This window comes from Streptomyces sp. NPDC033966, assembly GCF_055575955.1.
In genome coordinates, this window is record NZ_JBVIRQ010000006.1 from 97,851 (window position 1) to 122,161 (window position 24,311).

Consider the following 24,311-nt stretch of genomic DNA (forward strand, 5'->3'; position numbering starts at 1 on the left):
GCTCACTGCCCGGTGAGGTGCTTCACGGTCAGGCCGGCCGTCCAGCCGCCGTCCACGGCGAGTTCGGCGCCGGTCATGTAGCCGGCGGCGTCGGAGAGGAGGAAGGCGACGGCGGCCGCGATCTCCTCGGGGACGCCGACGCGGCCCAGTGGGGCGCCGGGGTAGTTGCCCTCGCCGGCCTGGATGCCGACGGGGGCGGTCATCGGGGTCAGCGTCATGCCGGGGTGGACGGAGTTGACGCGGATCTTCGCCTCGGCGAGCTCTACGGCGCCGATCTTCGACAGTCCGCGCACGCCCCACTTGGAGGCCCCGTACCCGGCGGTCAGGGCGAGTCCGGTGAGGCCGGCCGCGGAGGAGATGTTGACAACGGATCCGCCGCCGTTCGCCCGCAGCAGGGGTATCGCGGTCTTGATGCCGATGAACACGCCGACCAGGTTGACCTCGATGACCTGGCGGAAGTGCTCGACGCTCTCGTGTTCCAGGAACTGGCCGGTGGGGATGCCGGCGTTGTTGACGAGCCCGTCGATCCGGCCGAACTCGGCGACGGCGTACTCCAGCGCCGCCCGCCAGTCCGCCTCGCTCGTCACGTCGTGCCGCAGGAAGCGGGCCGCGTCGCCGAGCCTGGCGGCGGTCTCGGCGCCCTCGGCCTCCAGCAGGTCGGTGATCAGCACCCGGCCGCCGCCGTCGACGACCGCCTGCGCGGCCGCCGCGCCCAGGCCCCGGGCCCCGCCGGTGATGACGACGACCTTGCCGCTCAGATCCACCACAGCCACGATCCACACCCCTGACGCCGCACATCGGTATATGACTAATCGGCATACGCCGACGCGGCGTCAGTCTGCCAGAGCGGCCAGGACCCGCGACACCCCCTCTTCCTTCGGGCCGAGGAACCTCGGCTCCGGCTGGAACGCCGCGTCCAGGACCGCCTTGCCGGCCGCGAGGACCTCGCGGGCGCCGCCGTAGTACCAGGTGGAGTCGTGCTCGTCGTCCACTCCGACGCCGTAGGAGTCCACGCCCGCCGCCTGGCACAGGGCCACGGCGCGGTGGATGTGGAAGTGCTGGCTGATCAGCACCGCCCGGCGCACCCCGAATATCTCCCGGACCCGCACGCAGGAGTCCCAGGTGTCGAATCCGGCGTAGTCGCTGACGATCCGGTCGTCGGGTATGCCGTGCCCCCTGAGGTACGACCGCATCGCACCCGGCTCGTCGTACTCCGTGCGGCTGTTGTCCCCGGTCACCAGGATCACCTTCACCTTGCCCGCGCGGTAGAGCTCCACGGCCGCGTCGAGCCGGTACGCCAGGTACGGGGTCGGGCGGCCCTTCCACAGGCCCGCCCCGAAGACCACCGCCACCCCCGCGTCGGGCGCCGCGGCGGTGGTCCGCAGCCGGTCGGCTGCCGCCGCGTGCGTCCACGTCGACGGCAGCAGGGCCAGCACGCACAGCGCCATCACCGCCTGCACGGCCCGCCGGCGCCCCCGGACCGTCCGCACGGCCCGCACGGCCCGCCCGGCCCGCAGCCGCGTCCTCCACCGGCCGACGCCGAACCGCCCCGCCCGCTCCCGCCCCCGCTCCTGCTCCTGCTCCTGCTCCTGCTCCTGCTGTTCCCCCATGACCGCTCCCCCTCGTCCCGCACGCCTTTCGCACGGATTGACGAACCACCCCCACCCCCCAGTTCCACCCACCCCGCCTTTCACTCGTACGAATGACCGAGTGAGCAGCAGGAAACCACCCGTGACCCCCGCGCAACGCCCACGCAATCCGGACCCCGCAGGATCGGTCCATGACGGAGCCGGTGCACCCTCCCGCCACCCAGTCCTTCCCCTTCGGCAGCGCGGCCGAGCTGCTGACCCTGATCACCGACCAGCTCGGCACCCAGCTCAGCGGCCTGCGCCCGCCACGCGCCCGGCACCACGGAGTCCCCACATGCACCCCACCCTCGTCGCCGTGGCCCACGGCAGCCGCGACCCGCGCGCCCCGCACACCGTCCTCGCCCTGCTCGAACGGGTCCGCGAGCTCCGCCCCGCCCTCGACGTCCGCCTCGGCCACATCGAGCTGAACCGGCCACTGCTGGCCGACACCCTGCGGGACACCGCCGGACCGGCCGTCCTCGTGCCGCTGCTGCTCGGGCGCGGCACCCACGTCAAGCGGGACCTCCCCGCCGCCGCGGCCCGCGCCGGGCACCTGCGGATCCGGATCGCCGACCCGCTCGGCCCCCACCCGCTGCTCGTGGAGGCCCTGTTCGAGCGCCTCCTGGAGGCCGGCTGGACCCCGGGCACGGCCGTCGTGCTGGCCGCCGCCGGGTCCCTCGACCCCGACTCCGCCGCCGGCACCCGCCACAGCGCCGACCTGCTCTCCGAGCGGCTCGGCGGGGTCCCCGTGGTCCCCGCGTACGCCTCTGCGGCCGCCCCGAGCGTGCAGGACGCCGTCCGGGCGCTGGCCGCCCGGGGGCACCACCGGGCGGCCGTGGCCTCGTACTTCGCCGCCCCGGGCCGGTTCGCCTCCGCGAGCGCCGCCGCCGCCCCCGGTCCGGCGGCGGCCCCGCTCGGCGCCCACCCGGCACTCGCCCGGCTGGTGCTGCACCGCTACGACGAAGCGCTCGCCCGCAGCGCGCGGCAGCCGGAACTGGCCACGGCGTAAAGGCCGCGCAGGTTCGGATTGCTCGGATTGTCGGTGACTCCGGTTAACGTCTCAGCATGGAAGGCACCGCGCACGTCCCCGCCTACGAGTCCTACGGTCCGGCCGCCACCGAGCGATGGGCCGCCGAGCCGGACAAACGGCCCGGCCGCACCGCCTTCCAGCGCGACCGCGCCCGGGTGCTGCACTCGGCCGCGCTGCGCCGCCTCGCCGGGAAGACCCAGGTCGTCACCCCCGGCACGCGTTCCTTCGACTGGGACGCCAGCCCCCGCACCCGGCTGACGCACTCCCTGGAGTGCGCGCAGGTCGGCCGGGAGCTCGGCGCGGCCCTCGGCTGCGATCCGGACCTGGTCGAAGCGGCCTGCCTCTCCCACGACATGGGCCATCCTCCGTTCGGGCACAACGGCGAGGAGGCGCTCAACGAGTTCGCCAAGGACTGCGGCGGCTTCGAGGGCAACGCCCAGTCGCTGCGCCTGCTGACCCGGCTGGAGCCCAAGCGGTTCGTCGCCGGCCCCGACGGCGAGCAGCTGAGCGTCGGCCTCAACCTGACCCGCGCCTGCCTGGACGCGGCCACCAAGTACCCGTGGGCGCGCGGTGGCCACCCCACCGACCCGGACTCGGTGAAGTTCGGCGCCTACGAGGACGACCTGCCGGTCTTCGAGTGGCTGCGGCGGGGTGCGCCCGCCGACCGCAAGTGCTTCGAGGCCCAGGTCATGGACTGGGCGGACGACGTCGCGTACTCCGTGCACGACTTCGAGGACGGGCTGCACGCGGGGCACCTCGACCCGAACCTCCTCTTCGCCGAGCCCGAGCGGACCGCCATCTGGCGGGTCGCGATCGGCCGCTACGTGCCCGCCGACACCTCCCCGGAGGAGCTGCGCGAGGCACTGGACCGGCTGATGGAGGAGGACTGGTGGCCCCACGGCTACGACGGTTCGGCGGTGGCGCAGGCCCGTCTGAAGGACGCCACCAGCCAGCTGATCGGCCGCTTCTGCCTGGCCGCCGAGGGCGCCACCCGCGAGGCGTACGGCTCCGGCCGGCTCACCCGCTACGCGGCGGAGCTGGTCGTACCGCGCGAGGCGCGCAACGAGTGCGCGGTCCTCAAGGCGGTGGCCGACCTGTACGTGATGCAGCGCGACGAGCAGGAGCGGCTGCGGGCCGACCAGCGCATCGTCCTGGCCGAACTGGCGGAGGCGCTCAGCGGCCGCGCGCCGGAGGGCCTGGACCCCCAGTTCCGGGCGATCTTCGATGCGGCGGCGGACGACAAGGCCCGCAAACGCGCGGTCATCGACCAGATCGCCTGCCTGACCGACGCGTCCGCCCGTTCACTGCACGCACGCCTCACCCGACGGGGGCGGCGCGCCGAAGGGTGAGCCGATCGGGCCACTCCCCCTTCACGCGGCAGGCTGGGTGCGGGACGCTCGCAAGGTGGCCGCAAGTGGCCGATAGGTTATGAGGAGGCATCAGGTGGTCGACGCAAACCAGACGTTCATCATCGTCGGCGCGGGGCTGGCCGGGGCCAAGGCCGCCGAAACGCTGAGGGCGGAGGGGTTCACGGGCCGGGTGATCCTGATCGGCGACGAGCGCGACCATCCCTACGAGCGGCCCCCGCTGTCCAAGGGCTATCTGCTGGGCAAGGAGGAGCGCGACAGCGTCTTCGTGCACAAGCCGTCCTGGTACGCGGGCGCCGACATCGAGCTGCACCTCGGCCAGCCCGCGGTGCACCTGGACCGGGACGCCAAGACGGTGCGCCTGGGCGACGGCACCCTGATGCACTACGACAAGCTGCTGCTGGCCACCGGTGCCGAGCCGCGCCGCCTGGACATCCCGGGCACCGGCCTGGCCGGGGTGCACCACCTGCGCCGGCTCGCCCACGCCGACCTGCTGCGCAAGGCGCTGGCCTCGCTGGGCCGGGACAACGGCCACCTGCTGATCGCGGGCGCGGGCTGGATCGGCCTGGAGGTCGCGGCGGCCGCGCGCGGCTACGGCGCCGAGGTGACCGTGGTCGAGCCGCTGGCCACCCCGCTGCACGCGGTGCTCGGCCCGGAGGTCGGCCGGCTCTTCACGGACCTGCACACCGAGCACGGGGTGCGGTTCCACTTCGGCGCGAGGCTGACGGAGATCGTCGGCCAGGACGGCATGGTGATGGCCGCCCGCACCGACGACGGGGAGGAGCACCCGGCGCACGCGGTGCTCGCCGCTATCGGGGCGGCGCCGCGCACCGCGCTCGCCGAGACCTCGGGGCTGGCCCTGGTGGACCGGGAGCACGGCGGCGGCATCGCCGTGGACGCCTCGCTGCGCACCTCCGACCCGGACGTCTTCGCGGTCGGGGACGTGGCCGCCGCCCACCATCCGGCGCTGGGCACCCGGCTGCGCGTGGAGCACTGGGCCAACGCCCTCAACGGCGGCCCGGCCGCCGCGCGGGCGATGCTGGGACAGGAGGTCTCGTACGAGCGGGTGCCGTACTTCTTCTCCGACCAGTACGACGTGGGCCTGGAGTACTCCGGGTACGCCCCGGCGGGCGGCTATGACCAGGTGCTGGTGCGCGGGGACGCGGGCAAGCGGGAGTTCGTCGCGTTCTGGCTCTCGGACGGCCGGGTGCTGGCCGGGATGAACGTGAACGTGTGGGACGTCGTCGAGCCGATCCAGGCCCTGATCAGGTCGAAGGTGCCGGTGGACCGCGAGAAGCTGGCGGATCCCTCCGTTCCGCTTGAGTCCCTGGTGCCGGCGGAGGGGGCCTGACGGGTTTGCCGCCGCCCGGCCGTAGAATTCACGGGTGGCAGGACGGATCAACGACGACGACGTGAAGGCGGTACGGGACGCGGTCCCGATCGACGCCGTGGTCTCCGAGTACCTCCAGCTACGCAACGCCGGCGGCGGCAACCTCAAGGGCCTGTGCCCCTTCCACGACGAGAAGTCCCCGTCCTTCCAGGTCAGCCCCAGTAAGGGCTTCTACCACTGCTTCGGCTGCCAGGCCGGCGGGGACACCCTCGACTTCATCATGAAGATCGACCACCTCTCCTTCTCCGAGGCGGTCGAGCGGCTGGCCGGCCAGGCCGGCATCACCCTGCGGTACGAGGAGGGCGGCTACACCGCCGGCACCAGCGGCCGCGGCGAGCGGATCCGCCTGGTCGAGGCCCACAAGGCCGCCGCCCTCTTCTACGCGGAGCAGCTCGGCGGCGCCGAGGCGGAGATCGCCCGCCGCTTCCTGGCGGAGCGCGGCTTCGACCAGGCGGCGGCCCACCACTTCGGCGTCGGCTACAGCCCGGCCGGCTGGGACCACCTGACCCGGTTCCTGCGCGGCAAGGGCTTCACCGACAAGGAGCTGATCCTCTCCGGGCTGGCCCAGGACAGCCGCAGCGGCAAGCCCATCGACCGCTTCCGGGGCCGGCTCATGTGGCCGATCCGGGACATCAGCGGCGAGGTGGTCGGCTTCGGCGCGCGCAAGCTGCGCGACGACGACAACGGGCCGAAGTACCTGAACACCCCCGAGACGGCGATCTACAAGAAGTCCCAGGTGCTGTACGGCATCGACCTGGCGAAGAAGGAGATCGCGAAGACCTCCCGGGCGGTGGTCGTCGAGGGCTACACCGACGTCATGGCCTGCCACCTGGCCGGGGTCACCACTGCCATCGCCACCTGCGGCACGGCCTTCGGCGGGGACCACATCAAGATCCTGCGGCGGCTGCTGATGGACAACGCGACCGCCGAGGTGATCTTCACCTTCGACGGTGACGCGGCCGGGCAGAAGGCGGCCCTGCGCGCGTTCGAGGACGACCAGAAGTTCGCGGCGGAGACCTCCATCACCATCGCCCCGGGCGGCATGGACCCCTGCGACCTGCGCCTCGCGCAGGGCGACGCGGCGGTGTCCGGGCTGGTGGACGCCCGCACCCCGCTGTTCGAGTTCGCGCTGCGGCACATCGTGGGCCGGCACAACCTGGAGAACCCGGCGGGGCGGGCGGCCGCGCTGGCCGAGGCCGCGCCGGTCGTCGCCAGCATCAAGGACCTCTCGATCCAGCACGAGTCGGCCGTCCAGCTGGCCGGGATGCTGGGCATCCTCGACGAGCAGTTCGTGGTCAAGCGGGTGGCGCAGCTGGCGCGCTGGGCACGGGAGCGCGGCAACCAGCCGCAGCAGCAGGGCCGAGGCCGCGCGCAGGAGCCGTCCTCCGCACCGCCGCCGGCGGCCGTCGGCGGCGGGCCCGCGCTGAACCTGCGCAGCCCCGCCCACCGCACCGAGCGCGAGCTCCTCAAGCTGGCGCTCCAGCGCCCGGCCCTGGTCTCCCCCGCCTTCGACGCGTACGGGATCGACGAGTTCACCGCCCCGCCCTACGCGGCCGTCCGCCAGGCCATCCAGGACGCCGGCGGCGCCTCGCAGGCCGCCGAGGACTACCTGGTCCGGGTCCGCGAGGCCGCTCCGAACGACACCGTCCGCGCGATGGTCACGGAGCTGGCGGTGGAGGCCATCCACGCCAAGACGGTGGACGAGGTGTACGCGGGGGTCCAGCTCGTGCAGGTCCGGCTGCGCGCCGTCGACCGCCGGGTCCTGGAGATCCAGGGCGCCATGACCCGGCTGAGCCCGCAGGCCCCGCCGGAGCAGCACGCGGCGATCCAGCAGGAGCTGTGGGTGCTCCAGCAGTACGGACAGCGCCTGCGCAACCGCGGCGCCGAAGGGCTGTAGCGGCCTCGGGCCCCGCTCAGCGCCGCAGCCAGTCACCGCCCGGGATCTCGGTGCCGGTCTCCGCGAGGCGGCGGGCCAGCGGGGCCGCCGCCAGGTAGACCCAGGCCCGGACCCGGCTGCCGTCGGGGCGGACGGCGTCGCGGGCGACCCGGTCGTAGACGTTCCCCGGGCGCCCGGGGCCGGCGTACTCCTCCAGCAGGTCCAGCGCGGCCAGGAGTTCCGCGTACGCCCCCGGCGCGGCGGTGATCAGCTCCCCGGCTATGCCGGAGCCGGGGCGGTCGACGGCGTACGGGTAGCCGGGGCCCTCGTACAGCGCCGCGTCCGGCAGCCGGGCGGGCTCCTCGGCCGCCGTCCGGCCCTTGAGGAACCGGTCGTGGTTGACCTCCCCCGGCCGCAGCGTCCCGTAGACGAAGAACGGCAGCACGCCGGAACCGCTTCCCGGTCCGGATCCCGGCCGATCGAACGATGCCACAGGGCCCTCCCTCGACTGCTGATGGACGGTGCGGGGTCCGGGCCCAAAGGCCCCTCTTCGCCGCACGCCCCCACCGTACGCACCGCTGTTACACAATCTCCCGGCTCCTGTGACGGGCGCCCCATATCGTCTGATTCCGCCCGTTTCCCGACCCCACCCGGCTCCCTCGATGACGCGATCTCCCCACCGCCCCCGCGGCACCGGCGCCGCCACCGCCGTCGCCCTCCTGCTCTGCGCCGCCGCGTCGGCCTCGGCGGGCTGCGCCGCGCCCGGCGGGCTCGCCCCGGGCGAGCCCGTGGCGCCGGTGTCCCCGCAGCCGCAGCCGGAGGCGCTGTGGCCGGCCTGGTCCGAGGACTCCCCCCGCGCGCCCGGAGCGGCCACCGGCACCGGCCAGCCGCCGCCCGCGCCCCTGCCGGACGCCCCCGAGGCGGGTCCCGAGGGGCTGGCCTCGGTGGACGTGATGGCCGTGGTGAAGGCGGACAAGCGGATGAAGCTGCTCACCGGCAAGGGGATGATCGACGCCCCGGGCCGGGCAGGTATCCGCCCGCCGGTCCGCCTCGACCTGACCGGGGACGGGAAGAAGGAAATGGCCGTCGCCGCCGACACCGAGACCGGCCGCACCGCGCTCACCGTGTACGCCGCCCGGGGGAAGGGGATCGTCCCCATCCTGTTCACCATCGGACGGCGGATGGCCGCCGAGTCCATCGGCCAGGACCTGCTGGTCCGCACCGCTCCCGACGACGGCTCCGAGCAGGTCGTCCGCTACCACTGGGACGGCACCCGGATGACGGTGGTCAGCGACGAGCGCCGCTACACCAAGCCCCAGGACCCCTCGTGAGGGCCCGGCTCCCGGCCGCGTCCGCCGGCTGCCGGCGCCGGCTGCGCGCCCTCGGCCTGCGCTGGAAGATCGCCGCCCTGCTGGCGGCCGGCTGTTCGCTGGTCGCCGTCACCATCGGCGTGCTGATCCACGAGGCCCGGGTGCGGCAGGTGTCCGACTCCGCCCGCAAGAGCGCGGTCGAACAGCTGGTCCGCGTACGGCAGATCTACGAGATCACCGGACGGCTCGACTCCGACAAGGTCGGGGAGGCCGACGCCCGGATCGACTGCCCGTCCACCCCGGAGCAGCTGCGCGGAGCTGCCCTGGGCGGCCGCCGCACCACCTACCTCGACCTGACCGGCCCGGACCCGGCGGTGTGGGCGGCCCGGCCGGTGGGCAGCGGGCACGTGCTGACGGTGCGGCAGTCCCTCGCGCCGGAGCAGGCCGAGCTGGAGGAACTGGACGCGCAGCTGATCGCCTCCGGGACGGGCGTGGTGGCACTGGCGGCGGTCGGCGGGGCGCTGCTGGCCAGCCGGCTCAGCAAGGACCTGCGGACGGCCGCCGAGACGGCCCGGCGGATCAGCGCGGGCGATCTGGACGCCCGGATCGGCCCGTCGGGACCGCCGGGGACCCGGGACGAGGTGGCCGAGCTGTCCTCGGCGGTGGACACCATGGCCGCCAGCCTCCAGCGGCGGCTGGAGGCGGAGCAGCGGTTCACGGCGGACGTGGCGCACGAGCTGCGCACCCCGCTGACGGGCCTGCACACGGCGGCCGAGCTGCTGCCCGCCGGGCGGCCGACGGAGCTGGTGCGGGACCGGGTCGCGGCGCTGCGGACGCTGACCGAGGACCTGCTGGAGGTGGCCCGGCTGGACGCCGACCGGGAGGAGGCGCGGCTGGAGGCGCACGCGCTGGGACCCCTGGTGGCCTCGATCACGGAGCGGTCGGGGGTCGCGGCGGAGGTGGTCGGCGCGGGCGGGGCCCCCGGAGGGCCGGGCGGGGTGCGGGTGCGCACCGATGCCCGGCGCCCGGAGCGGATCCTGACGAACCTGCTGGTCAACGCCCGGCGGCACGGGAGCGGCCCGGTCACGGTGACGGTGTCGGGGACCTCGGTGACCGTCCGGGACCAGGACGGCCCGGGCTATCCCCGGACCCTGCTGCGCGAGGGGCCGCGGCGGTTCGTGACGGGTACGCCGGAGCGGGGCCAGGGCACCGGGCTCGGGCTGACGATCGCCTTCGGGCAGGCCCGGGTGATCGGCGCCGAAGTGGCCCTGTCGAACCCGGAACCGGCGGGCGCGGCGGCCGTGGTGACCCTGCCGCCGGCCTGAGGTCACCCGGACGGCGTGGGCGCACACGGATGCCCCTGCACGGCCCTGACCTGCGTGGACACCGTTCGGCTGGGCACCGGGGGCGGGATCTGACGCAGGCTCAGCAGGCGGTGGGCGGGCGTGCGGGTTTACCTCGGAACACGACCCCGTGTCCCCTGGAGTACCCATGCGCCGCAGCACCGCCCACGTGCTCACCGCCACCGCGCTGACCGCCGTCGCCTTCGCCGGGCCGGTCGCCGGGGCGGTGGCCGCCGCGGAGCTCGGCATGACGGCCTTCGCGCCCGGGGACTTCGCCGTGCTGGAGGTCTGGCCGAAGTCGGCCGCCCCGGGGGCCACCGTCACCGTGCACACCAAGGCGTGCGGCCGGGGCAGCCGGGCCGAGGGCGATGCCAGCACGGTGGAGGGCGGCCGCTTCGAACTGGCCCCGGGCAGCCGCGAGGACGTGGTCACGGGCCGGTTCCGGATCGGCCAGGGCCTGCGGCCGGGCACCTACGGCATCGGCGCCACCTGCGCGAACGGCAAGTTCGCCACCGGCGACCTGGTCGTCACCGAACGCGGCCCGCAGGGCCACGTACGGACCGGGGTGGGTGGTGGCACGACCACCGCCACCGACCCCGCCAAGATCACGGCGGGAGCGGCAGTGCTGGCCGCGGCCGCCGTCGGCGGTACCTGGCTCCTGCGTCGCCGGGCGAGCGGCACGCGGAGCTGACGGGCGCCCACCGCGGCTGCGGCCGCGGTCCGACCGGTACCGCCCCCCGTCGCCCGCCCCGCGAGGTCCCCCCGTTCGCGGGGACGGGCGACGGCCACTCCAGGAACGGCGAGACGAGGGGGTACGGCGCATGCGTGGCGGCTTCCCGGGCCTGCGGGGACGCCCCCGACCCCGGGGAAGCGGACGCCCCGGAGCCCGCGCGAGGGTCTCCGCCGGGGCGCTCGCGGCACGGGCCGGGCTGGTCGCGGCGGCCGTCTGCCTCGGGGTCTGGCTCATCGGCAGCGGCTCGGCCGTGACCGTGCGGCCCCCGCTGCCCTCCCCCGCCGAGGCGCTGAGCGCGCAGCTCCTCTACCCCGGGAGCATCGACCCGCTCCCCGGCTCCCCGCCCGTGCGGATCAGGATCCCGTCGATCCGGGTGGACGCCCCGCTGACCGGGCTGGGCCTGGACCGCGACGGCAGCCTCGAAGTGCCCCCGCCGGACCGCCGCGAGCTCGCCGGCTGGTACCGGGACGGGACCACACCCGGTGCGACGGGCACCGCGGTGATCGCGGGGCACGTCGACCACGCCAGCGGCCCGGCCGTCTTCTACCACCTGGGCGCGCTGCGCCGGGGGGCCGCGGTCGAGGTCGACCGCGCGGACGGGCGTACGGCCGTGTTCACCGTCCACGCGGTCGAGGTGTACGACGCCGGGGCGTTCCCGGACCGGCGCGTGTACGGGCCCTCGCCGCGCGCGGAGCTGCGGGTGATCACCTGTGGCGGCGCGTTCTCCCCGCGCACCGGCTACCAGGGCAACGTGGTCGTCTTCGCCCACCTCACGGGGACGTACTGAGCCGCTACCCCCACTGTTCGAGGCCGAGCTTGACCACCAGGGCGCCCACCACGGTGAGCAGTACGCCGCGGACGAAGCCGCTGCCCTTCTTCAGTGCCAACCGGGCGCCGGCCATGCCGCCGGCCAGGTTGAAGACCGCCATCAGGGCGGCCAGCTGCCAGAACACCATCCCCTGGTAGGCGAACATCGCGAGCGCCCCGGCGTTGGTGCAGCAGTTGACGATCTTGGCGGTCGCGGAGGCGGTGACCAGGTCGAGGTGGAGCAGGGCGGTCAGGGCCAGCACCAGGAAGGTGCCGGTGCCGGGTCCGATGAGGCCGTCGTAGCAGCCGATGCCCAGGCCGGCGAGGCCGATGGTGAGGAGCACGCGGCCGCGGGAGACGGGTGAGGCGGCGGGGGCGGCGGTGCCGAAACCCGGTTTGAAGATGACCACGGCGGCGACCACCACCAGGACCCCCATGATCAGCGGCCGCATGGCGTCCTTGCTGATCCCGCCGGCGAGCGCGGCCCCGCCCATCGATCCGGCGAGCGCGGCCAGTCCGATGCGGACGGCGAGCTTCACGTCGACCGGGGTCTTGCGCACGTAGGTGGCGGCCGCCCCGGCGGTGCCGACGATGGCCACCGCCTTGTTGGTCCCGAGGACGGCGGCGGGCTGGGCGTTCGGCAGTCCGAGCAGCAGGGCCGGCAGGAGCAGCAGTCCGCCGCCGCCGACCACCGCGTCGATCCAGCCGGCCGCCGCGGCGGCCGCGCACAGCACGATGATCATGGTCGTTGATATGTCAGGCACGGCCCCGACCCTAGGTACCGCATCGGTGCAGGGACCATCGATCCCCGGAAACTTGCGCAAAGGTTGAGCTTCGCCGCCCCTCCGCCGCCCTCCGCCGCCCTTCGCCGCCCTTCCCCGCGCCTCTGCGCCGCCCCGGCCAGGGCCCTCACCGGCCCTCGGCACAGGCGCTGAGGTCGGTGTTCCGTCCGGGTAACAGAGGCGATGCGGCGGGGAAACAGCCCGCCCGCACGCTCGTGCCATGACCTCGGAACAGCGTGTGGTGGTGATCGGCGGCGGCCTGGCGGGCCTGCGGCTCGCTGCGCGGCTGGGCCCCGGTGCGGCGGTGACCGTGCTCGGGGAGGAAACCCACGCCCCCTACAACCGGGTCCTGCTGGCCGAGGTGCTGGCGGGCCGGTACGCACCCGAGGTCACCGCGCTCCCGGCCCCCGGCCCGGCGCTGCGCCGGGGCGTCCGGGCGGTGCGGATCGACCGCGCGGACCGGGCCGTGCACTGCGACGACGGCTCGGTGGAGCGGTACGGCACCCTCGTGCTGGCCACCGGCTCGAACCCGGTGCTGCCGCCGCTGCGCGGGCTGTTCACCCCGGACGGGCGGGAACTCCCCGAAGGGGTGCACGCGTTCCGCACCATGGACGACTGCCTGGCCCTCGCGGCGGCCGTGCGCCCGGGCGTACGGGCGGTGGTGATCGGCGGCGGGCTGCTGGGCGTCTCGGCGACCCGTGCGCTGGCCGCGCGGGGTGCGCAGGTGGTCCTCGCCCAGCAGGCGGAGCGCCTGATGGAGCGCCAGCTGGACGCCGACGCCTCCGCGCTGCTGCGGGACCACCTGACCGCGCTCGGCGTGGAGATCCACACCGAGTGCCGCGTCAGGGGCCTGACCACGACCGGCACCCCGCCGCGCGGGGCCTCCGCCCCGGCCCACCGCAAGGTGACTGGGGTCGAGCTCGCCGACGGGTACCGGCTCGACGCCGACGTCGTCGTCCTCGCCTGCGGGGTCCGCCCCCGCGTCGGGCTCGCCCAGGCGGCCGGCCTGGAGGTCCGCAAGGGCGTCGTGGTCGACGGCCGGCTGCGCACGAGCGACCCGCGCGTCCACGCCATCGGCGACTGCGCCGAGCACGACGGCCGGGTGTACGGACTGGCGGGACCCGCGCTGGAGCAGGCCGACGCCCTCGCGGCGGTACTGCGCGGGAACGACGCCGAGTACACCGGCACCCGCGCCCTCACCCGCCTCACCCTCCCCACGGCCGGCGGCCCCGGCCCCTTCGACCTCGCCGCGTTCGGCGACCCCACCCCGCTCCCCGGCGACGACGTGCTCCGCCTCGCGGACGCCACCCGCCGCACCTACCGCAAGGTCGTCCTGCGCGGCGACCGGCTCGTCGGCGGGGTGCTGCTCGGGGAGCTCTCCACGGTGGGGGCCCTCGCCCGCACCTGGGAGGGCGACGAGTTCCTGACCGCCCCGCACGACCCGTTCCACCTGCTCACCGACGACGGAGGCCACTGATGACCGTGCCCGAGCCCCTGCCCGCGATCGTGCTCATCGGACACGGCATGGTCGGCCAGCGCTACCTGGAGGCCCTCGCCGAGCGCGGGGCCACGGCGACGCACCGGATCACCGTGCTGTGCGAGGAGCCCCGGCCCGCCTACGACCGGGTCCACCTCACCTCGTACTTCTCCGGAAGCACCCCCGAGGACCTCTCCCTGACCCCGGCCGGGTTCATGGCGGAGCACGGCATCGAGCTGCACCTCGACGACCCCGCCGAGCACGTCGACACGGCCGCCCGTACCGTCACCTCCCGCTCCGGGCGGGTGATCCCGTACGACGTGCTCGTGCTGGCTACCGGCAGCTACCCCTTCGTGCCGCCCGTCCCCGGCAAGGACGCCCCGGGCTGCTTCGTGTACCGCACCATCGAGGACCTCCTCGCGATCGAGGAGTACGCCAAGACCCGGTCCAGCGGAGCCGTCGTCGGCGGCGGCCTGCTCGGGCTGGAGGCCGCGGGCGCCCTCAAGGGGCTCGGGCTCGCCACCCGCGTCGTGGAGTTCGCGCCCCGTCTGATGCCCGTCCAGGTGGACGAGGGAGGCGGCGCGGCCCTGCTGCGCACCATCGAGTCCATGGGCCTGACGGTGCACACAGGCGTCGGCACGCAGGAGGTGCTGACCGGCGAGGACGGCTCGGTCTGCGGGATGACCCTCTCCGACGGCTCCAGCGTCGAGACCGAGCTGGTGGTCTTCTCGGCCGGGGTCCGTCCCCGCGACCAGCTGGCCCGCGCGGCCGGCCTGGCCGTCGGCGAGCGCGGCGGCATCACCGTCGACGCCCGCTGCCGCACGTCCGACCCGCACGTGTACGCCATCGGCGAGTGCGCGCAGGCCGTCGACGGCCGCGTCTACGGGCTGGTCGCGCCCGGCTACGAGATGGCCGAGACCGCCGCCGAGGACCTCCTCGGCCGGGAGAAGGAGTTCACCGGCGCCGACCTCTCCACCAAGCTCAAGCTGCTCGGCGTGGACGTGGCCTCCTTCGGCGACGCGCACGGCACCGCCGAGGGCAGCCTGGACGTGGTCTGGTCGGACTCCCGCTCCGGCGTCTACAAGAAGCTTGTCGTCTCCGCCGACGGGGTGCTCCTCGGCGGCGTGCTGGTCGGCGACGCCGACTCGTACGGGCTGCTGCGCCCGCTGACCGGCAGCGTCCCGCCGGTCGCCCCCGAGCAGCTGGTGCTGCCCGCGGGTGTCGGCGCGCCCGTCGCGCTCGGCCCGTCCGCGCTGCCGGACACGGCGGTGATCTGCTCCTGCCACAACGTCACCAAGAAGGCCATCACCGCCTGCGCCACCCTGCCCGAGGTCAAGAAGTGCACCAAGGCCGGCACCGGCTGCGGAAGCTGCCTGAAGGTGATCGGGCAGCTGCTGCCGGCGGCCGCCGACAAGGGGCTGTGCGGCTGCTTCCCGTACACCCGGGCCGAGCTGTACGAGATCGTCCGCACCCGGCGCCTGACCTCGTACCGGGAGATCCTGGACGGCCACGGCCGCGACGGGGCGCGCGGCGGCGACGGCTGCGAGGTCTGCAAGCCCGCCGTCGGCTCGATCATCGCCTCCCTCGCACCGACCCTGGGCGCGAGCGGCTACGTACTGGACGGGGAGCAGGCCGCCCTCCAGGACACCAACGACCACTTCCTCGCCAACCTCCAGCGCAACGGCTCGTACTCGGTCGTCCCGCGCATCCCGGGCGGTGAGATCACCCCCGACAAGCTGATCGTGATCGGGGAGGTGGCCCGCGACTTCGGCCTCTACACGAAGATCACGGGCGGTCAGCGCATCGACCTGTTCGGCGCGAGCGTGGACCAGCTCCCGCGGATCTGGGCGCGGCTGGTCGACGCCGGTTTCGAGTCCGGGCACGCGTACGGCAAGGCCCTGCGGACGGTGAAGTCCTGCGTGGGGCAGACCTGGTGCCGCTACGGGGTGCAGGACAGCGTACGGATGGCCATCGACCTGGAGCTGCGCTACCGGGGGCTGCGCGCCCCGCACAAGCTGAAGTCGGCGGTGTCCGGCTGCGCCCGCGAGTGCGCGGAGGCGCAGAGCAAGGACTTCGGGGTGATCGCGACGGCGAGCGGCTGGAACCTGTACGTCGGCGGGAACGGCGGGGCCACCCCGCGCCACGCGGACCTGCTGGCGCAGGACCTGTCGGACGCCGAGCTGGTGCGGCTCATCGACCGGTTCCTGATGTTCTACATCCGCACCGCCGACCGGCTGGAGCGGACGTCCACCTGGCTGGACCGGCTGGAGGGCGGCCTGGACCACCTGCGGGACGTGGTGGTGCACGACTCGCTGGGGCTGTGCGCGGAGCTGGAGGCCCTGATGGCCGACCACGTGGCGCACTACCGCGACGAGTGGGCCGAGACCCTGTCGGACCCGGAGCGGCTGCGCCGGTTCGTGTCCTTCGTCAACGCGCCCGGCACGCCCGACCCGACCGTGAAGTTCGTTCCCGAGCGCGACCAGGTCAAGCCCGACCTGGCCGTCCTGACCATTGGAGGACCGGCCCGATGACCGTCGAACTGAAGGTGGCCGAAGGCTGGCTGACGGTGTGCCCGCTGTCGGCGCTCACCCCGGGGCGCGGGGTCGCGGCCCTGCTGCCCGACGGGAGCCAGGCGGCGGTCTTCCTCGACCGGGCGGGGCGCCCGTACGCCATCGGCAACCAGGACCCCTTCACCGGCGCGCACGTCCTGTCGCGCGGGCTGGTGGGGCGTGCGGAGGGGCGGCCCTTCGTGGCCTCGCCGCTGCTGAAGCAGCGCTTCGACCTGGAGTCGGGGCGCTGCCTGGACGACGAGGAGGTGGCGGTCCGGACGTACCGGGTGCGGACCGCCACCGCCCCGTAGGACATCAGCCCTGGACCGCGGCCGGGTCCATCCAGACGAACTCCCACACGTGGTGGTCCAGGTCCTCGAAGGCGCGGCCGTACATGAAGCCGAGGTCCATGGCGGGGCGGGGCTCGACGGCGCCGGCCGCGAGGGCGGCGTCGACGACCTCGTCGACCTTCTCCCGGCTGTCGGCGCTGAGCGCGACCATGACCTCGGTGGTCTTCGAGGCGTCGGCCACCGGCTTGGTGGCGAACTCCTTGAACTTCTCCTCGGTCAGCAGCATCGCGAAGATGCTGTCGCTGACGACCATGCAGGCGGCGGTCGAGTCGGTGAACTGCGGGTTGAAGGAGTAGCCGAGCTTCTCCCAGAAGGCCTTCGCGGCGTCCAGGTCCTTCACCGGCAGGTTGACGAAGATCATCTGAGCCATCTCGGTTCCTCTTCTCTGGTGCGGCGTGATGCGTGGTGCGCGGTACGCGGTGCGTTGTCGAAGGGGTAGACCCGGGGCACCGGCAGAACTCATCGCTGTCCGGCGAAGTTTTTTCAGCTCTTTCGTTTCCCCAGGTCAGAGGCGTTGGAACGGCGGCGTCCGGCGGCCCGGCGGGCCGGGGCGACTGCCCGTGTGCCGGTCGCCCCCGCGTCATGGGGAGTTGGCGCCCCGTCCATGCTGCGCCCCTAGGTTCCTCGACGCATGCGACCCGCGCCCGACCGGGCCCGGGGGCCCTCCTCCCACAGGAGTGACCGTGGAACGTCGTACCTTCCTGCGCGGTGCCGTGATCGGCACCTCCGCCGCCGCCTTCGCCGGATCCCTCAGCCACGGGGCCGCGTACGCCGCCCCCGCCCAGCCGGGCGCCGGGCCCTACGGGGCCCTCGGCGCGGCGGACGCCAACGGGATCATGCTCCCGTCCGGGTTCAGCAGCAGGGTCATCGCCCGCTCCTCGCAGACGGTGAGCGGCACCTCCTACACCTGGCACAGCGCCCCCGACGGCGGCGCGTGCTTCGCGGACGGCAGCGGCTGGATCTACGTGTCGAACTCGGAGATCAACCCGGGCGGCGGCGCGAGCGCGGTGAAGTTCAACTCCTCGGGCACGGTCACCGGGGCGTACCGGATCCTGTCGAACACCCGGCAGAACTGCGCGGGCGGCAAGACCCCGTGGAACACCTGGCTGTCGTGCGAGGAGGTCAGCCTCGGCTACGTCTACGAGACCGACCCGTACGGGGTCAACGCGGCCGTGCAGCGGCCCGCGATGGGCCGCTTCAAACACGAGGCGGCCGCGGCCGACCCGGTGCGCCAGGTGGTCTACCTGACCGAGGACGAGACGAACGGCTGCTTCTACCGGTTCGTGCCCACCACCTGGGGGAGCCTCTCCTCCGGCACCCTCCAGGTCATGGTCGCCGGCAGCGGCACCTCCGGCTCCTTCAGCTGGCAGAACGTGCCGGACCCCGACGGCTCCCCGACCACGACCCGCACCCAGGTGTCCGGCGCCAAGCACTTCAACGGCGGCGAGGGCTGCCACTACGCGAGCGACACCGTGTGGTTCACGACCAAGGGCGACAACCGGGTCTGGCAGCTCAACCTGGCGAGCAGCACCTACGAGCTGGCCTACGACGACTCCCTCGTCCCCGGCGGCGCGGCGCCGCTCACCGGCGTCGACAACGTCACCGGGTCGACGTACGGGGACCTGTACGTCGCCGAGGACGGCGGCAACATGGAGATCTGCGTGATCACCCCGGACGACGTGGTGGCGCCCTTCCTGCGGATCACCGGCCAGTCCTCGTCGGAGATCACCGGCCCCGCCTTCTCCCCCGACGGCGGCCGGCTGTACTTCAGCAGCCAGCGGGGTACGAGCGGCTCCTCGACCGGCGGCATCACCTACGAGGTGACCGGGCCGTTCCGCGTCTGACGCGCGCGCCCCGGACACCCGGCCCGGCGGGGAGGGCCTCGCCTCCCCCGCCGGGCTCCGGCGCATCCGGAGAACCGATCCTTCAGGAGACCACCGCGCCGCCCTTGAGCAGGGCCGCTCCGAGCGGGGTCACCGTGTGCAGGACCGCGTTGCCGTGGCGCAGGGTGGTCACCAGGCCCGCCTCGCGCATCACGCAGGCGTGCTGGCTCGCCGAGGCCAGGGAGACCCCGGCCCGGCGGGCCAGTTCGCTGGTGGTGGCCCCGTCGCCGATGGCCCGCAGCACCACCGACCGGGTGTGGCCCACCAGCTTGCCCAGGGTGCGCTGGCGCTGCTCCTCGGCCGGCCGGGCGCCCTCCCCGCTCGCCGCCGCCGAGGCCAGCTGGGCGGCGGCCGGGTAGACCAGCACGGGCGGCAGCTCCGGGTCGTGCAGTGTCACGGCCGTCCGGCGGCAGAAGAAGGACGGCTGGAGCAGCAGCCCGCGCCCGCGCAGCCGTACGTCCCGGTCCACCGGGTACTCGCACTCCAGCACCGGCGCCCGCCAGCGCAGCATCGGCGGCAGCGAGGCGAGCAGCTCGTCCGCGCCCCCGTCGAGGAGCGCGCGGCCACGCGCCGCCCGCTCGGCCTCTATCTGGGCCTGGATGTGGCTCCAGTACGGCTCCACGGCCGCCCGGTGGTACGCGCGCAGCTCGCCCAGCAGCCGGGGCAGGTGCTTGGTGCCGCCGTCCATGAACTCCCGCAGCCGGGTCGGCGGCGGGGTCCCGAAGGCCGCTCCGAAGCCCGTCCCGGCGCCGGCGCCCACGAGGGACAGCTCCCGGCGCAGCCGCTCGGGGCGCAGCCCGCGCAGCGCGTCGAGCCCGAGGTCCCACCCGTACTGGCCCTCGGCCGGGGTCAGGAAATCGGGGAAATAGCCGCGAGCCGGTATGAGCGCACCCAGCAGCCTTGTTTCACCATTCAACCGGCTCCGGGTTTCCGTACGCCATTCGCCGAAGAACCGGGCGTCACGCCGGTCTCTTAAGCGATGAAAACTAAGAATCGTTTCCCACAACGCATCGGGACGCCCTGCCATCCGTACGCGTGCCAGGTCCACTCCAGTGAAATGGATACGAAGCACCGAACCCCCACCTGTGCAACCGCAATCCCCCCGCCCCACGAGTATGCATGCCGTCACACGTGGTCACCACGCCCTTTCGGCCACAGTTGAAACCCCTTTCGGCAGAGGCGTGACAAGCGAAATCCTGTACTCCGCCAGGCACACTCCGGTGCGACCGAAACGCTCCGTGAAGGCCGTGGGGGGCTTTGCGGGGCCTGGCGGTCGGTCGCACCGGGAAGCGCCGACGTGCCTGGCAGATAGGCGGCAGGCGGTGGACGGGTGGGGATCCGTCCACCGCCTGGCGCTGTAATGACATTGTTGAAAATTTTGCGATATGCGGCGTCTCGTCGACGGCCCCCCGAAATGGGTTGCGCCCGCCCCCCGGCAGTCAGGGAACCGGGGGGAGGGCGCAGTCAGGGGGGCTCACGGAGCCCTGGGGGGCCTCACGGGCCCGGCGGGGGCCCCGAAGGGCCCCTGGAGGGTCTCAGCGGCTGTCGGAGCCCTTGGCCTCGGCGGCGGCGCGGCCGGCCTCCAGGCGCGCCACCGGGATCCGGAACGGCGAGCAGGAGACGTAGTCGAGGCCGACCTCGTGGAAGAAGTGCACCGACTCCGGGTCGCCGCCGTGCTCGCCGCAGACGCCGAGCTTGAGGTCGGGGCGGGTGGCCCGGCCCTGCTCGACCGCGTGGCGCACGAGGGAGCCGACGCCGTCCTTGTCGATGGTCTCGAAGGGCGAGACCCCGAAGATGCCCTTCTCCAGGTAGGCCGTGAAGAAGCTGGCCTCGACGTCGTCGCGGGAGAAGCCCCACACCGTCTGGGTCAGGTCGTTCGTGCCGAAGGAGAAGAACTGCGCGGCCTCGGCGATCTGGGCGGCGGTCAGCGCGGCGCGCGGCAGCTCGATCATCGTGCCGATGGAGAGCTTGAGGCTGGTGCCGGTGGCGGCCTCGACCTCGGCGATGATCGCGTCGGCCTCCTCGCGGACGATCTCCAGCTCCTGGACGGTGCCGACCAGCGGGACCATGATCTCGGCGCGCGGGTCGCCCTTGGCGTTCTTGCGCTCGGCGGCGGCCTCGGCGATCGCCCGGACCTGCATGGCGAACAGGCCGGGGATGACCAGGCCGAGGCGGACACCGCGCAGACCCAGCATCGGGTTCTGCTCGTGCAGCTTGTGCACGGCCTGGAGCAGGCGCAGGTCGTTCTCGTTGGCGTCCTTGCGGGACTCCGCGAGGGCGACGCGCACCGACAGCTCGGTGATGTCGGGCAGGAACTCGTGCAGCGGCGGGTCGAGCAGGCGCACGGTGACGGGCAGCCCGTCCATCGCCTCGAACAGCTCGATGAAGTCCTGCTTCTGCAGCGGCAGGAGGGCACTGAGTGCCTCCTCGCGCTCGCCGTCGGTGTCCGCGAGGATCAGGCGCTCGACCATCTCGCGGCGCTCGCCGAGGAACATGTGCTCGGTGCGGCACAGGCCGATGCCCTGGGCGCCGAAGCGGCGGGCGCGCAGCGCGTCCTCGGCGTTGTCGGCGTTGGCGCGCACCCGCAGGCGGCGGACGCGGTCCGCGTACGCCATGATCCGGTGCACGGCGGCGACCAGCTCGTCGGCGTCGTCGGCGCCGGCGTGCATGCGGCCCTCGAAGTACTCGACGACCGGGGACGGTACGACGGGTACCTCGCCGAGGTACACCTTGCCGGTGGAGCCGTCGATGGAGACGACGTCGCCCTCTTCGATGACCGTCTCGCCGACCGTCATCCGGCGGCGCTTGGTGTCGACGTCGAGCTCCTCGGCGCCGCAGACGCAGGTCTTGCCCATGCCGCGGGCGACGACGGCGGCGTGCGAGGTCTTGCCGCCGCGCGAGGTCAGGATGCCCTCGGAGGCGATCATGCCGTCGAGGTCGTCCGGGTTGGTCTCGCGGCGGATCAGGATGACCTTCTCGCCGGAGCGGGACCACTTGACGGCCGTGTACGAGTCGAAGACGGCCTTGCCGACCGCCGCGCCCGGGGAGGCGGCGATGCCGCGGCCGAGCAGCTCGGTCTTGGCGTCCTCGTCGAAGCGCGGGAACATCAGCTGGGCCAGCTGGTGGCCCGTGACGCGCTGCAGGGCCTCGGCCTCGGAGATCAGGCCCTGGTCGACGAGCTGGGTGGCGATGCGGAAGGCGGCGCCGGCGGTGCGCTTGCCCACACGGGTCTGGAGCATCCACAGCTGGCCGCGCTCGATGGTGAACTCGATGTCGCAGAGATCCTTGTAGTGGTTCTCCAGCGTCGTCATGATCGTCATGAGCTGGTCGTACGAGGCCTTGTCGATGGCCTCCAGGTCCGCGAGCGGGACCGTGTTGCGGATGCCGGCGACGACGTCCTCGCCCTGGGCGTTCTGCAGGTAGTCGCCGTAGACGCCGGCGTGGCCGCTGGCGGGGTCGCGGGTGAAGGCGACGCCGGTGCCCGAGTCGGGGCCGAGGTTGCCGAAGACCATGGAGCAGACGTTGACCGCGGTGCCCAGGTCGCCGGGGATGCGCTCCTGGCGGCGGTAGAGCTTGGCGCGGTCGGTGTTCCAGGAGTTGAAGACGGCCTCGACGGCGAGGTCGAGCTGCTCGCGGGCGTCCTGCGGGAACTCCCGGCCGGCCTCCTTGGCGACGATCTTCTTGAAGACCTTGACCAGCTTCTTGAGGTCGGCGGCGTCGAGGTCGGTGTCGACGGTGACCTTCTTGGCGGCCTTGGCCTCGTCGAGGGCGTCCTCGAAGAGCTCGCCCTCGACGCCGAGGACGGTCTTGCCGAACATCTGGATGAGGCGGCGGTACGAGTCCCACGCGAAGCGCTCGTTGCCGGCCTGGGCGGCGAGGCCGACGACGGACTCGTCGGAAAGGCCGATGTTGAGGACCGTGTCCATCATGCCCGGCATGGAGAACTTGGCTCCGGAGCGGACGGAGACCAGCAGCGGGTCGTCCGACTGGCCGAGCTTCTTGCCCATCTTCGCCTCGAGGGCGGCGAGGTGCGCGCTGACCTCGTCGCGGAGCTCGGCCGGCGCCGATCCGCTCTCGAGGTAGACCTTGCAGGCCTCGGTGGTGATGGTGAAGCCGGGAGGGACGGGAAGACCGAGGTTGGTCATCTCGGCGAGGTTGGCCCCCTTGCCGCCGAGAAGGTCCTTGAGGTCCCGGTTGCCCTCGGTGAAGTCGTAGACGAGCTTCTGATCTTTGTTTTCCGACACGGGTCTCGACTCCTCGAGGACTCGGGTGGCTGCCCTGACGGCCAGGAACATACCCAGATCGAAGGCTTCGCGGTACGTCCACTTGGCCGTCATGAGGGCGTAACCACCCATGCGCCAGTGGATCGAAAGTAACCGGTCGGTAATGCGAACATACGAAGAGCCTTCAGGTCCCGAAGCGTGAAGGGCTCATTGAGGCTTGATCCCGCTCGGATGAGCGATCATCGATACATTTGCGTTCAACTCTTGAACGCACAAAGGGTGGCACCCAGTGCCACCCTTTGAAAGTCTTACCCGTGACTTACGCGCTCATCTGAGCGAAACCTCACCCATGCGTGGCGTATATCACGCGGCACGGAGGGCGATTTCTCAGCCTCCGGACGTGTCCAGCTCGGCGTCCTCACTGACCCCGGCGCAGTCGTAGGGATCCTTCAGCCAGCCGTCCGGCAGGACAACTCGGTTGTTTCCGGACGTCCTGCCCCGAGGGCCGTCCGCCCCGTCGGGCCAGGGCTGGTCCAGGTCCAGCTCGCTCAGATGAGCGTCCAGCTCGGCCAGGGAGGAGGTGACGGCGAGCTTGCCCCGCATCTCGGAACCGACGGCGAAACCCTTGAGGTACCAGGCGACGTGCTTACGGAAATCGATCACACCGCGCGCCTCGTCGCCGATCCACTCCCCCAGCAGCTGCGCGTGCCGCAGCATCGTGCCCGCGACCTCCCGCAGGTTCGGCTTGTGGAAGTCCTCGGGGCGGCCCTCGAAGGCGGCGACGAGGTCGTTGAACAGCCACGGCCGCCCCAGGCAGCCGCGTCCGACCACCACGCCGTCGCAGCCGGTCTCGCGGACCATGCGCAGCGCGTCCTCGGCGCACCAGATGTCCCCGTTGCCGAGCACGGGGATCTCCGGGACGTGCTCCTTGAGCCGGGCGATGGCCTCCCAGTCGGCGGTGCCGCCGTAGTGCTGGGCGGTGGTGCGGCCGTGCAGGGCGATGGCGGTGACCCCCTCCTCGACCGCGATCCGGCCGGCGTCGAGGTAGGTGAGGTGGTCGTCGTCGATGCCCTTGCGCATCTTCATCGTCACCGGCAGGTCGCCGGCGCCTGCGACGGCCTCGCGCAGGATGGCGCGCAGCAGGTTGCGCTTGTAGGGGAGGGCCGAGCCGCCGCCCTTGCGGGTGACCTTGGGGACCGGGCAGCCGAAGTTGAGGTCGATGTGGTCGGCGCGGTCCTCTTCGACGATCATGCGGACGGCCTTGCCGACGGTCACGGGGTCCACCCCGTACAGCTGAATCGAGCGCGGTTTTTCCGTCGCGTCGAAGTGGATCAGCTGCATGGTCTTCTCGTTGCGCTCGACCAGGGCGCGTGTCGTGATCATCTCGCTCACGAACAGCCCCTTGCCGCCCGAGAACTCGCGGCAGAGCGTACGGAACGGGGCGTTGGTGATGCCGGCCATGGGCGCGAGCACCACGGGGGGCTGCACGGTGTGCGGGCCGATCGCGAGGGGCGGGGGGAGCGTGCTCATCCCTCCATTCTCGCCCACGCGGCGTTCGTTAGT

At 73.2% G+C, this 24,311-nt stretch carries 20 protein-coding genes; 12 read left to right on the plus strand and 8 right to left on the minus strand.

Features of this window, described 5'->3' with window-relative positions:
- Positions 1-2: 2 nt before the first annotated feature.
- Together ACZ518_RS18660 and ACZ518_RS18665 are read right to left on the minus strand one after the other, a co-directional pair.
- Complete coding sequence (locus tag ACZ518_RS18660; RefSeq protein ID WP_469114443.1) at positions 3-767, minus strand: glucose 1-dehydrogenase; 765 nt, start codon at positions 765-767, stop codon at positions 3-5.
- 66 nt (positions 768-833) lie between these two features.
- On the minus strand, positions 834-1,610 hold the full coding sequence (locus ACZ518_RS18665; protein ID WP_469114090.1) for a SanA/YdcF family protein: 777 nt from the start codon (positions 1,608-1,610) through the stop codon (positions 834-836).
- Positions 1,611-1,923: 313 nt separating this feature from the next.
- On the opposite strand from ACZ518_RS18665, the gene ACZ518_RS18670 reads away from it, so the two are divergent.
- From ACZ518_RS18670 to dnaG, 4 genes are all read left to right on the plus strand, one after another.
- Positions 1,924-2,637 carry a sirohydrochlorin chelatase gene (locus ACZ518_RS18670; RefSeq protein WP_469114091.1) on the plus strand — a complete coding sequence of 238 codons (714 nt, stop codon included), beginning with the start codon at positions 1,924-1,926 and terminating at the stop codon, positions 2,635-2,637.
- A 56-nt stretch (positions 2,638-2,693) separates the two neighbouring features.
- The gene (locus ACZ518_RS18675; RefSeq protein WP_469114092.1) at positions 2,694-4,007 is read left to right on the plus strand and encodes a deoxyguanosinetriphosphate triphosphohydrolase; all 1,314 of its coding nucleotides are present in this window, start codon (positions 2,694-2,696) and stop codon (positions 4,005-4,007) included.
- Between the two features lie 94 nt (positions 4,008-4,101).
- Entirely contained in the window at positions 4,102-5,376 is a 1,275-nt protein-coding gene (locus tag ACZ518_RS18680; RefSeq protein WP_469114093.1) for an NAD(P)/FAD-dependent oxidoreductase, read from the plus strand.
- Positions 5,377-5,410: 34 nt separating this feature from the next.
- The gene (gene dnaG / locus ACZ518_RS18685; protein WP_469114094.1) at positions 5,411-7,312 is read left to right on the plus strand and encodes a DNA primase; all 1,902 of its coding nucleotides are present in this window, start codon (positions 5,411-5,413) and stop codon (positions 7,310-7,312) included.
- Between the two features lie 16 nt (positions 7,313-7,328).
- Here dnaG and ACZ518_RS18690 read toward each other — a convergent pair whose 3' ends face one another.
- Complete coding sequence (locus ACZ518_RS18690) at positions 7,329-7,784, minus strand: gamma-glutamylcyclotransferase family protein (protein WP_469114095.1); 456 nt, start codon at positions 7,782-7,784, stop codon at positions 7,329-7,331.
- 169 nt (positions 7,785-7,953) lie between these two features.
- On the opposite strand from ACZ518_RS18690, the gene ACZ518_RS18695 reads away from it, so the two are divergent.
- The 4 genes from ACZ518_RS18695 (at position 7,954) to ACZ518_RS18710 (ending at position 11,464) form a co-directional block, all read left to right on the plus strand.
- Positions 7,954-8,622: a hypothetical protein gene (locus ACZ518_RS18695; RefSeq protein WP_469114096.1), complete on the plus strand. Its 669-nt coding sequence runs from the start codon at positions 7,954-7,956 to the stop codon at positions 8,620-8,622.
- Positions 8,619-9,926 (plus strand): ATP-binding protein, encoded by a 1,308-nt coding sequence (locus ACZ518_RS18700; RefSeq protein ID WP_469114097.1) that lies wholly within the window; start codon positions 8,619-8,621, stop codon positions 9,924-9,926. The genes ACZ518_RS18695 and ACZ518_RS18700 overlap by 4 nt, the downstream gene beginning before the upstream one ends.
- A 166-nt stretch (positions 9,927-10,092) precedes the next feature.
- Positions 10,093-10,635, plus strand: a complete 543-nt coding sequence (locus tag ACZ518_RS18705) for a hypothetical protein (protein WP_469114098.1) — start codon at positions 10,093-10,095, stop codon at positions 10,633-10,635.
- 130 nt (positions 10,636-10,765) lie between these two features.
- Positions 10,766-11,464: a class F sortase gene (locus tag ACZ518_RS18710; protein WP_469114099.1), complete on the plus strand. Its 699-nt coding sequence runs from the start codon at positions 10,766-10,768 to the stop codon at positions 11,462-11,464.
- Between the two features lie 4 nt (positions 11,465-11,468).
- On the opposite strand, the gene ACZ518_RS18715 is transcribed toward ACZ518_RS18710, so the two are convergent.
- The gene (locus ACZ518_RS18715; protein ID WP_469114100.1) at positions 11,469-12,248 is read right to left on the minus strand and encodes a sulfite exporter TauE/SafE family protein; all 780 of its coding nucleotides are present in this window, start codon (positions 12,246-12,248) and stop codon (positions 11,469-11,471) included.
- A gap of 238 nt (positions 12,249-12,486) precedes the next feature.
- On the opposite strand from ACZ518_RS18715, the gene ACZ518_RS18720 reads away from it, so the two are divergent.
- The 3 genes from ACZ518_RS18720 to nirD are packed head-to-tail and all read left to right on the plus strand — an operon-like array spanning position 12,487 to position 16,603.
- Positions 12,487-13,743, plus strand: a complete 1,257-nt coding sequence (locus tag ACZ518_RS18720; RefSeq protein ID WP_469114101.1) for an NAD(P)/FAD-dependent oxidoreductase — start codon at positions 12,487-12,489, stop codon at positions 13,741-13,743.
- Positions 13,743-16,274, plus strand: coding sequence for a nitrite reductase large subunit NirB (gene nirB, locus ACZ518_RS18725; RefSeq protein WP_469114102.1), 2,532 nt, complete (start codon positions 13,743-13,745; stop codon positions 16,272-16,274). The genes ACZ518_RS18720 and nirB overlap by 1 nt, the downstream gene beginning before the upstream one ends.
- Positions 16,271-16,603, plus strand: coding sequence for a nitrite reductase small subunit NirD (nirD, locus tag ACZ518_RS18730; protein ID WP_469114103.1), 333 nt, complete (start codon positions 16,271-16,273; stop codon positions 16,601-16,603). Before nirB ends, nirD begins: the two co-directional genes overlap by 4 nt.
- A 4-nt stretch (positions 16,604-16,607) precedes the next feature.
- Here nirD and ACZ518_RS18735 read toward each other — a convergent pair whose 3' ends face one another.
- Positions 16,608-17,012, minus strand: a complete 405-nt coding sequence (locus tag ACZ518_RS18735) for a VOC family protein (RefSeq protein ID WP_469114104.1) — start codon at positions 17,010-17,012, stop codon at positions 16,608-16,610.
- Between the two features lie 313 nt (positions 17,013-17,325).
- Between ACZ518_RS18735 and ACZ518_RS18740 the strand changes: the two genes are divergently transcribed.
- Positions 17,326-18,486 (plus strand): alkaline phosphatase PhoX, encoded by a 1,161-nt coding sequence (locus tag ACZ518_RS18740; RefSeq protein WP_469114105.1) that lies wholly within the window; start codon positions 17,326-17,328, stop codon positions 18,484-18,486.
- A gap of 82 nt (positions 18,487-18,568) precedes the next feature.
- Here the strand turns inward: ACZ518_RS18740 and ACZ518_RS18745 are convergent, their stop codons facing one another.
- The 3 genes from ACZ518_RS18745 to dusB all read right to left on the minus strand — a co-directional run bounded on the left by ACZ518_RS18745 (position 18,569) and on the right by dusB (position 24,278).
- The gene (locus ACZ518_RS18745; protein WP_469114106.1) at positions 18,569-19,597 is read right to left on the minus strand and encodes an ArsR/SmtB family transcription factor; all 1,029 of its coding nucleotides are present in this window, start codon (positions 19,595-19,597) and stop codon (positions 18,569-18,571) included.
- Between the two features lie 463 nt (positions 19,598-20,060).
- Entirely contained in the window at positions 20,061-22,769 is a 2,709-nt protein-coding gene (gene ppdK / locus ACZ518_RS18750) for a pyruvate, phosphate dikinase (protein WP_469114107.1), read from the minus strand.
- 366 nt (positions 22,770-23,135) lie between these two features.
- A complete protein-coding gene (gene dusB, locus ACZ518_RS18755) occupies positions 23,136-24,278 on the minus strand; it encodes a tRNA dihydrouridine synthase DusB (RefSeq protein ID WP_469114108.1) in 1,143 nt (380 codons plus the stop codon).
- Between the last annotated feature and the right edge of the window lie 33 nt (positions 24,279-24,311).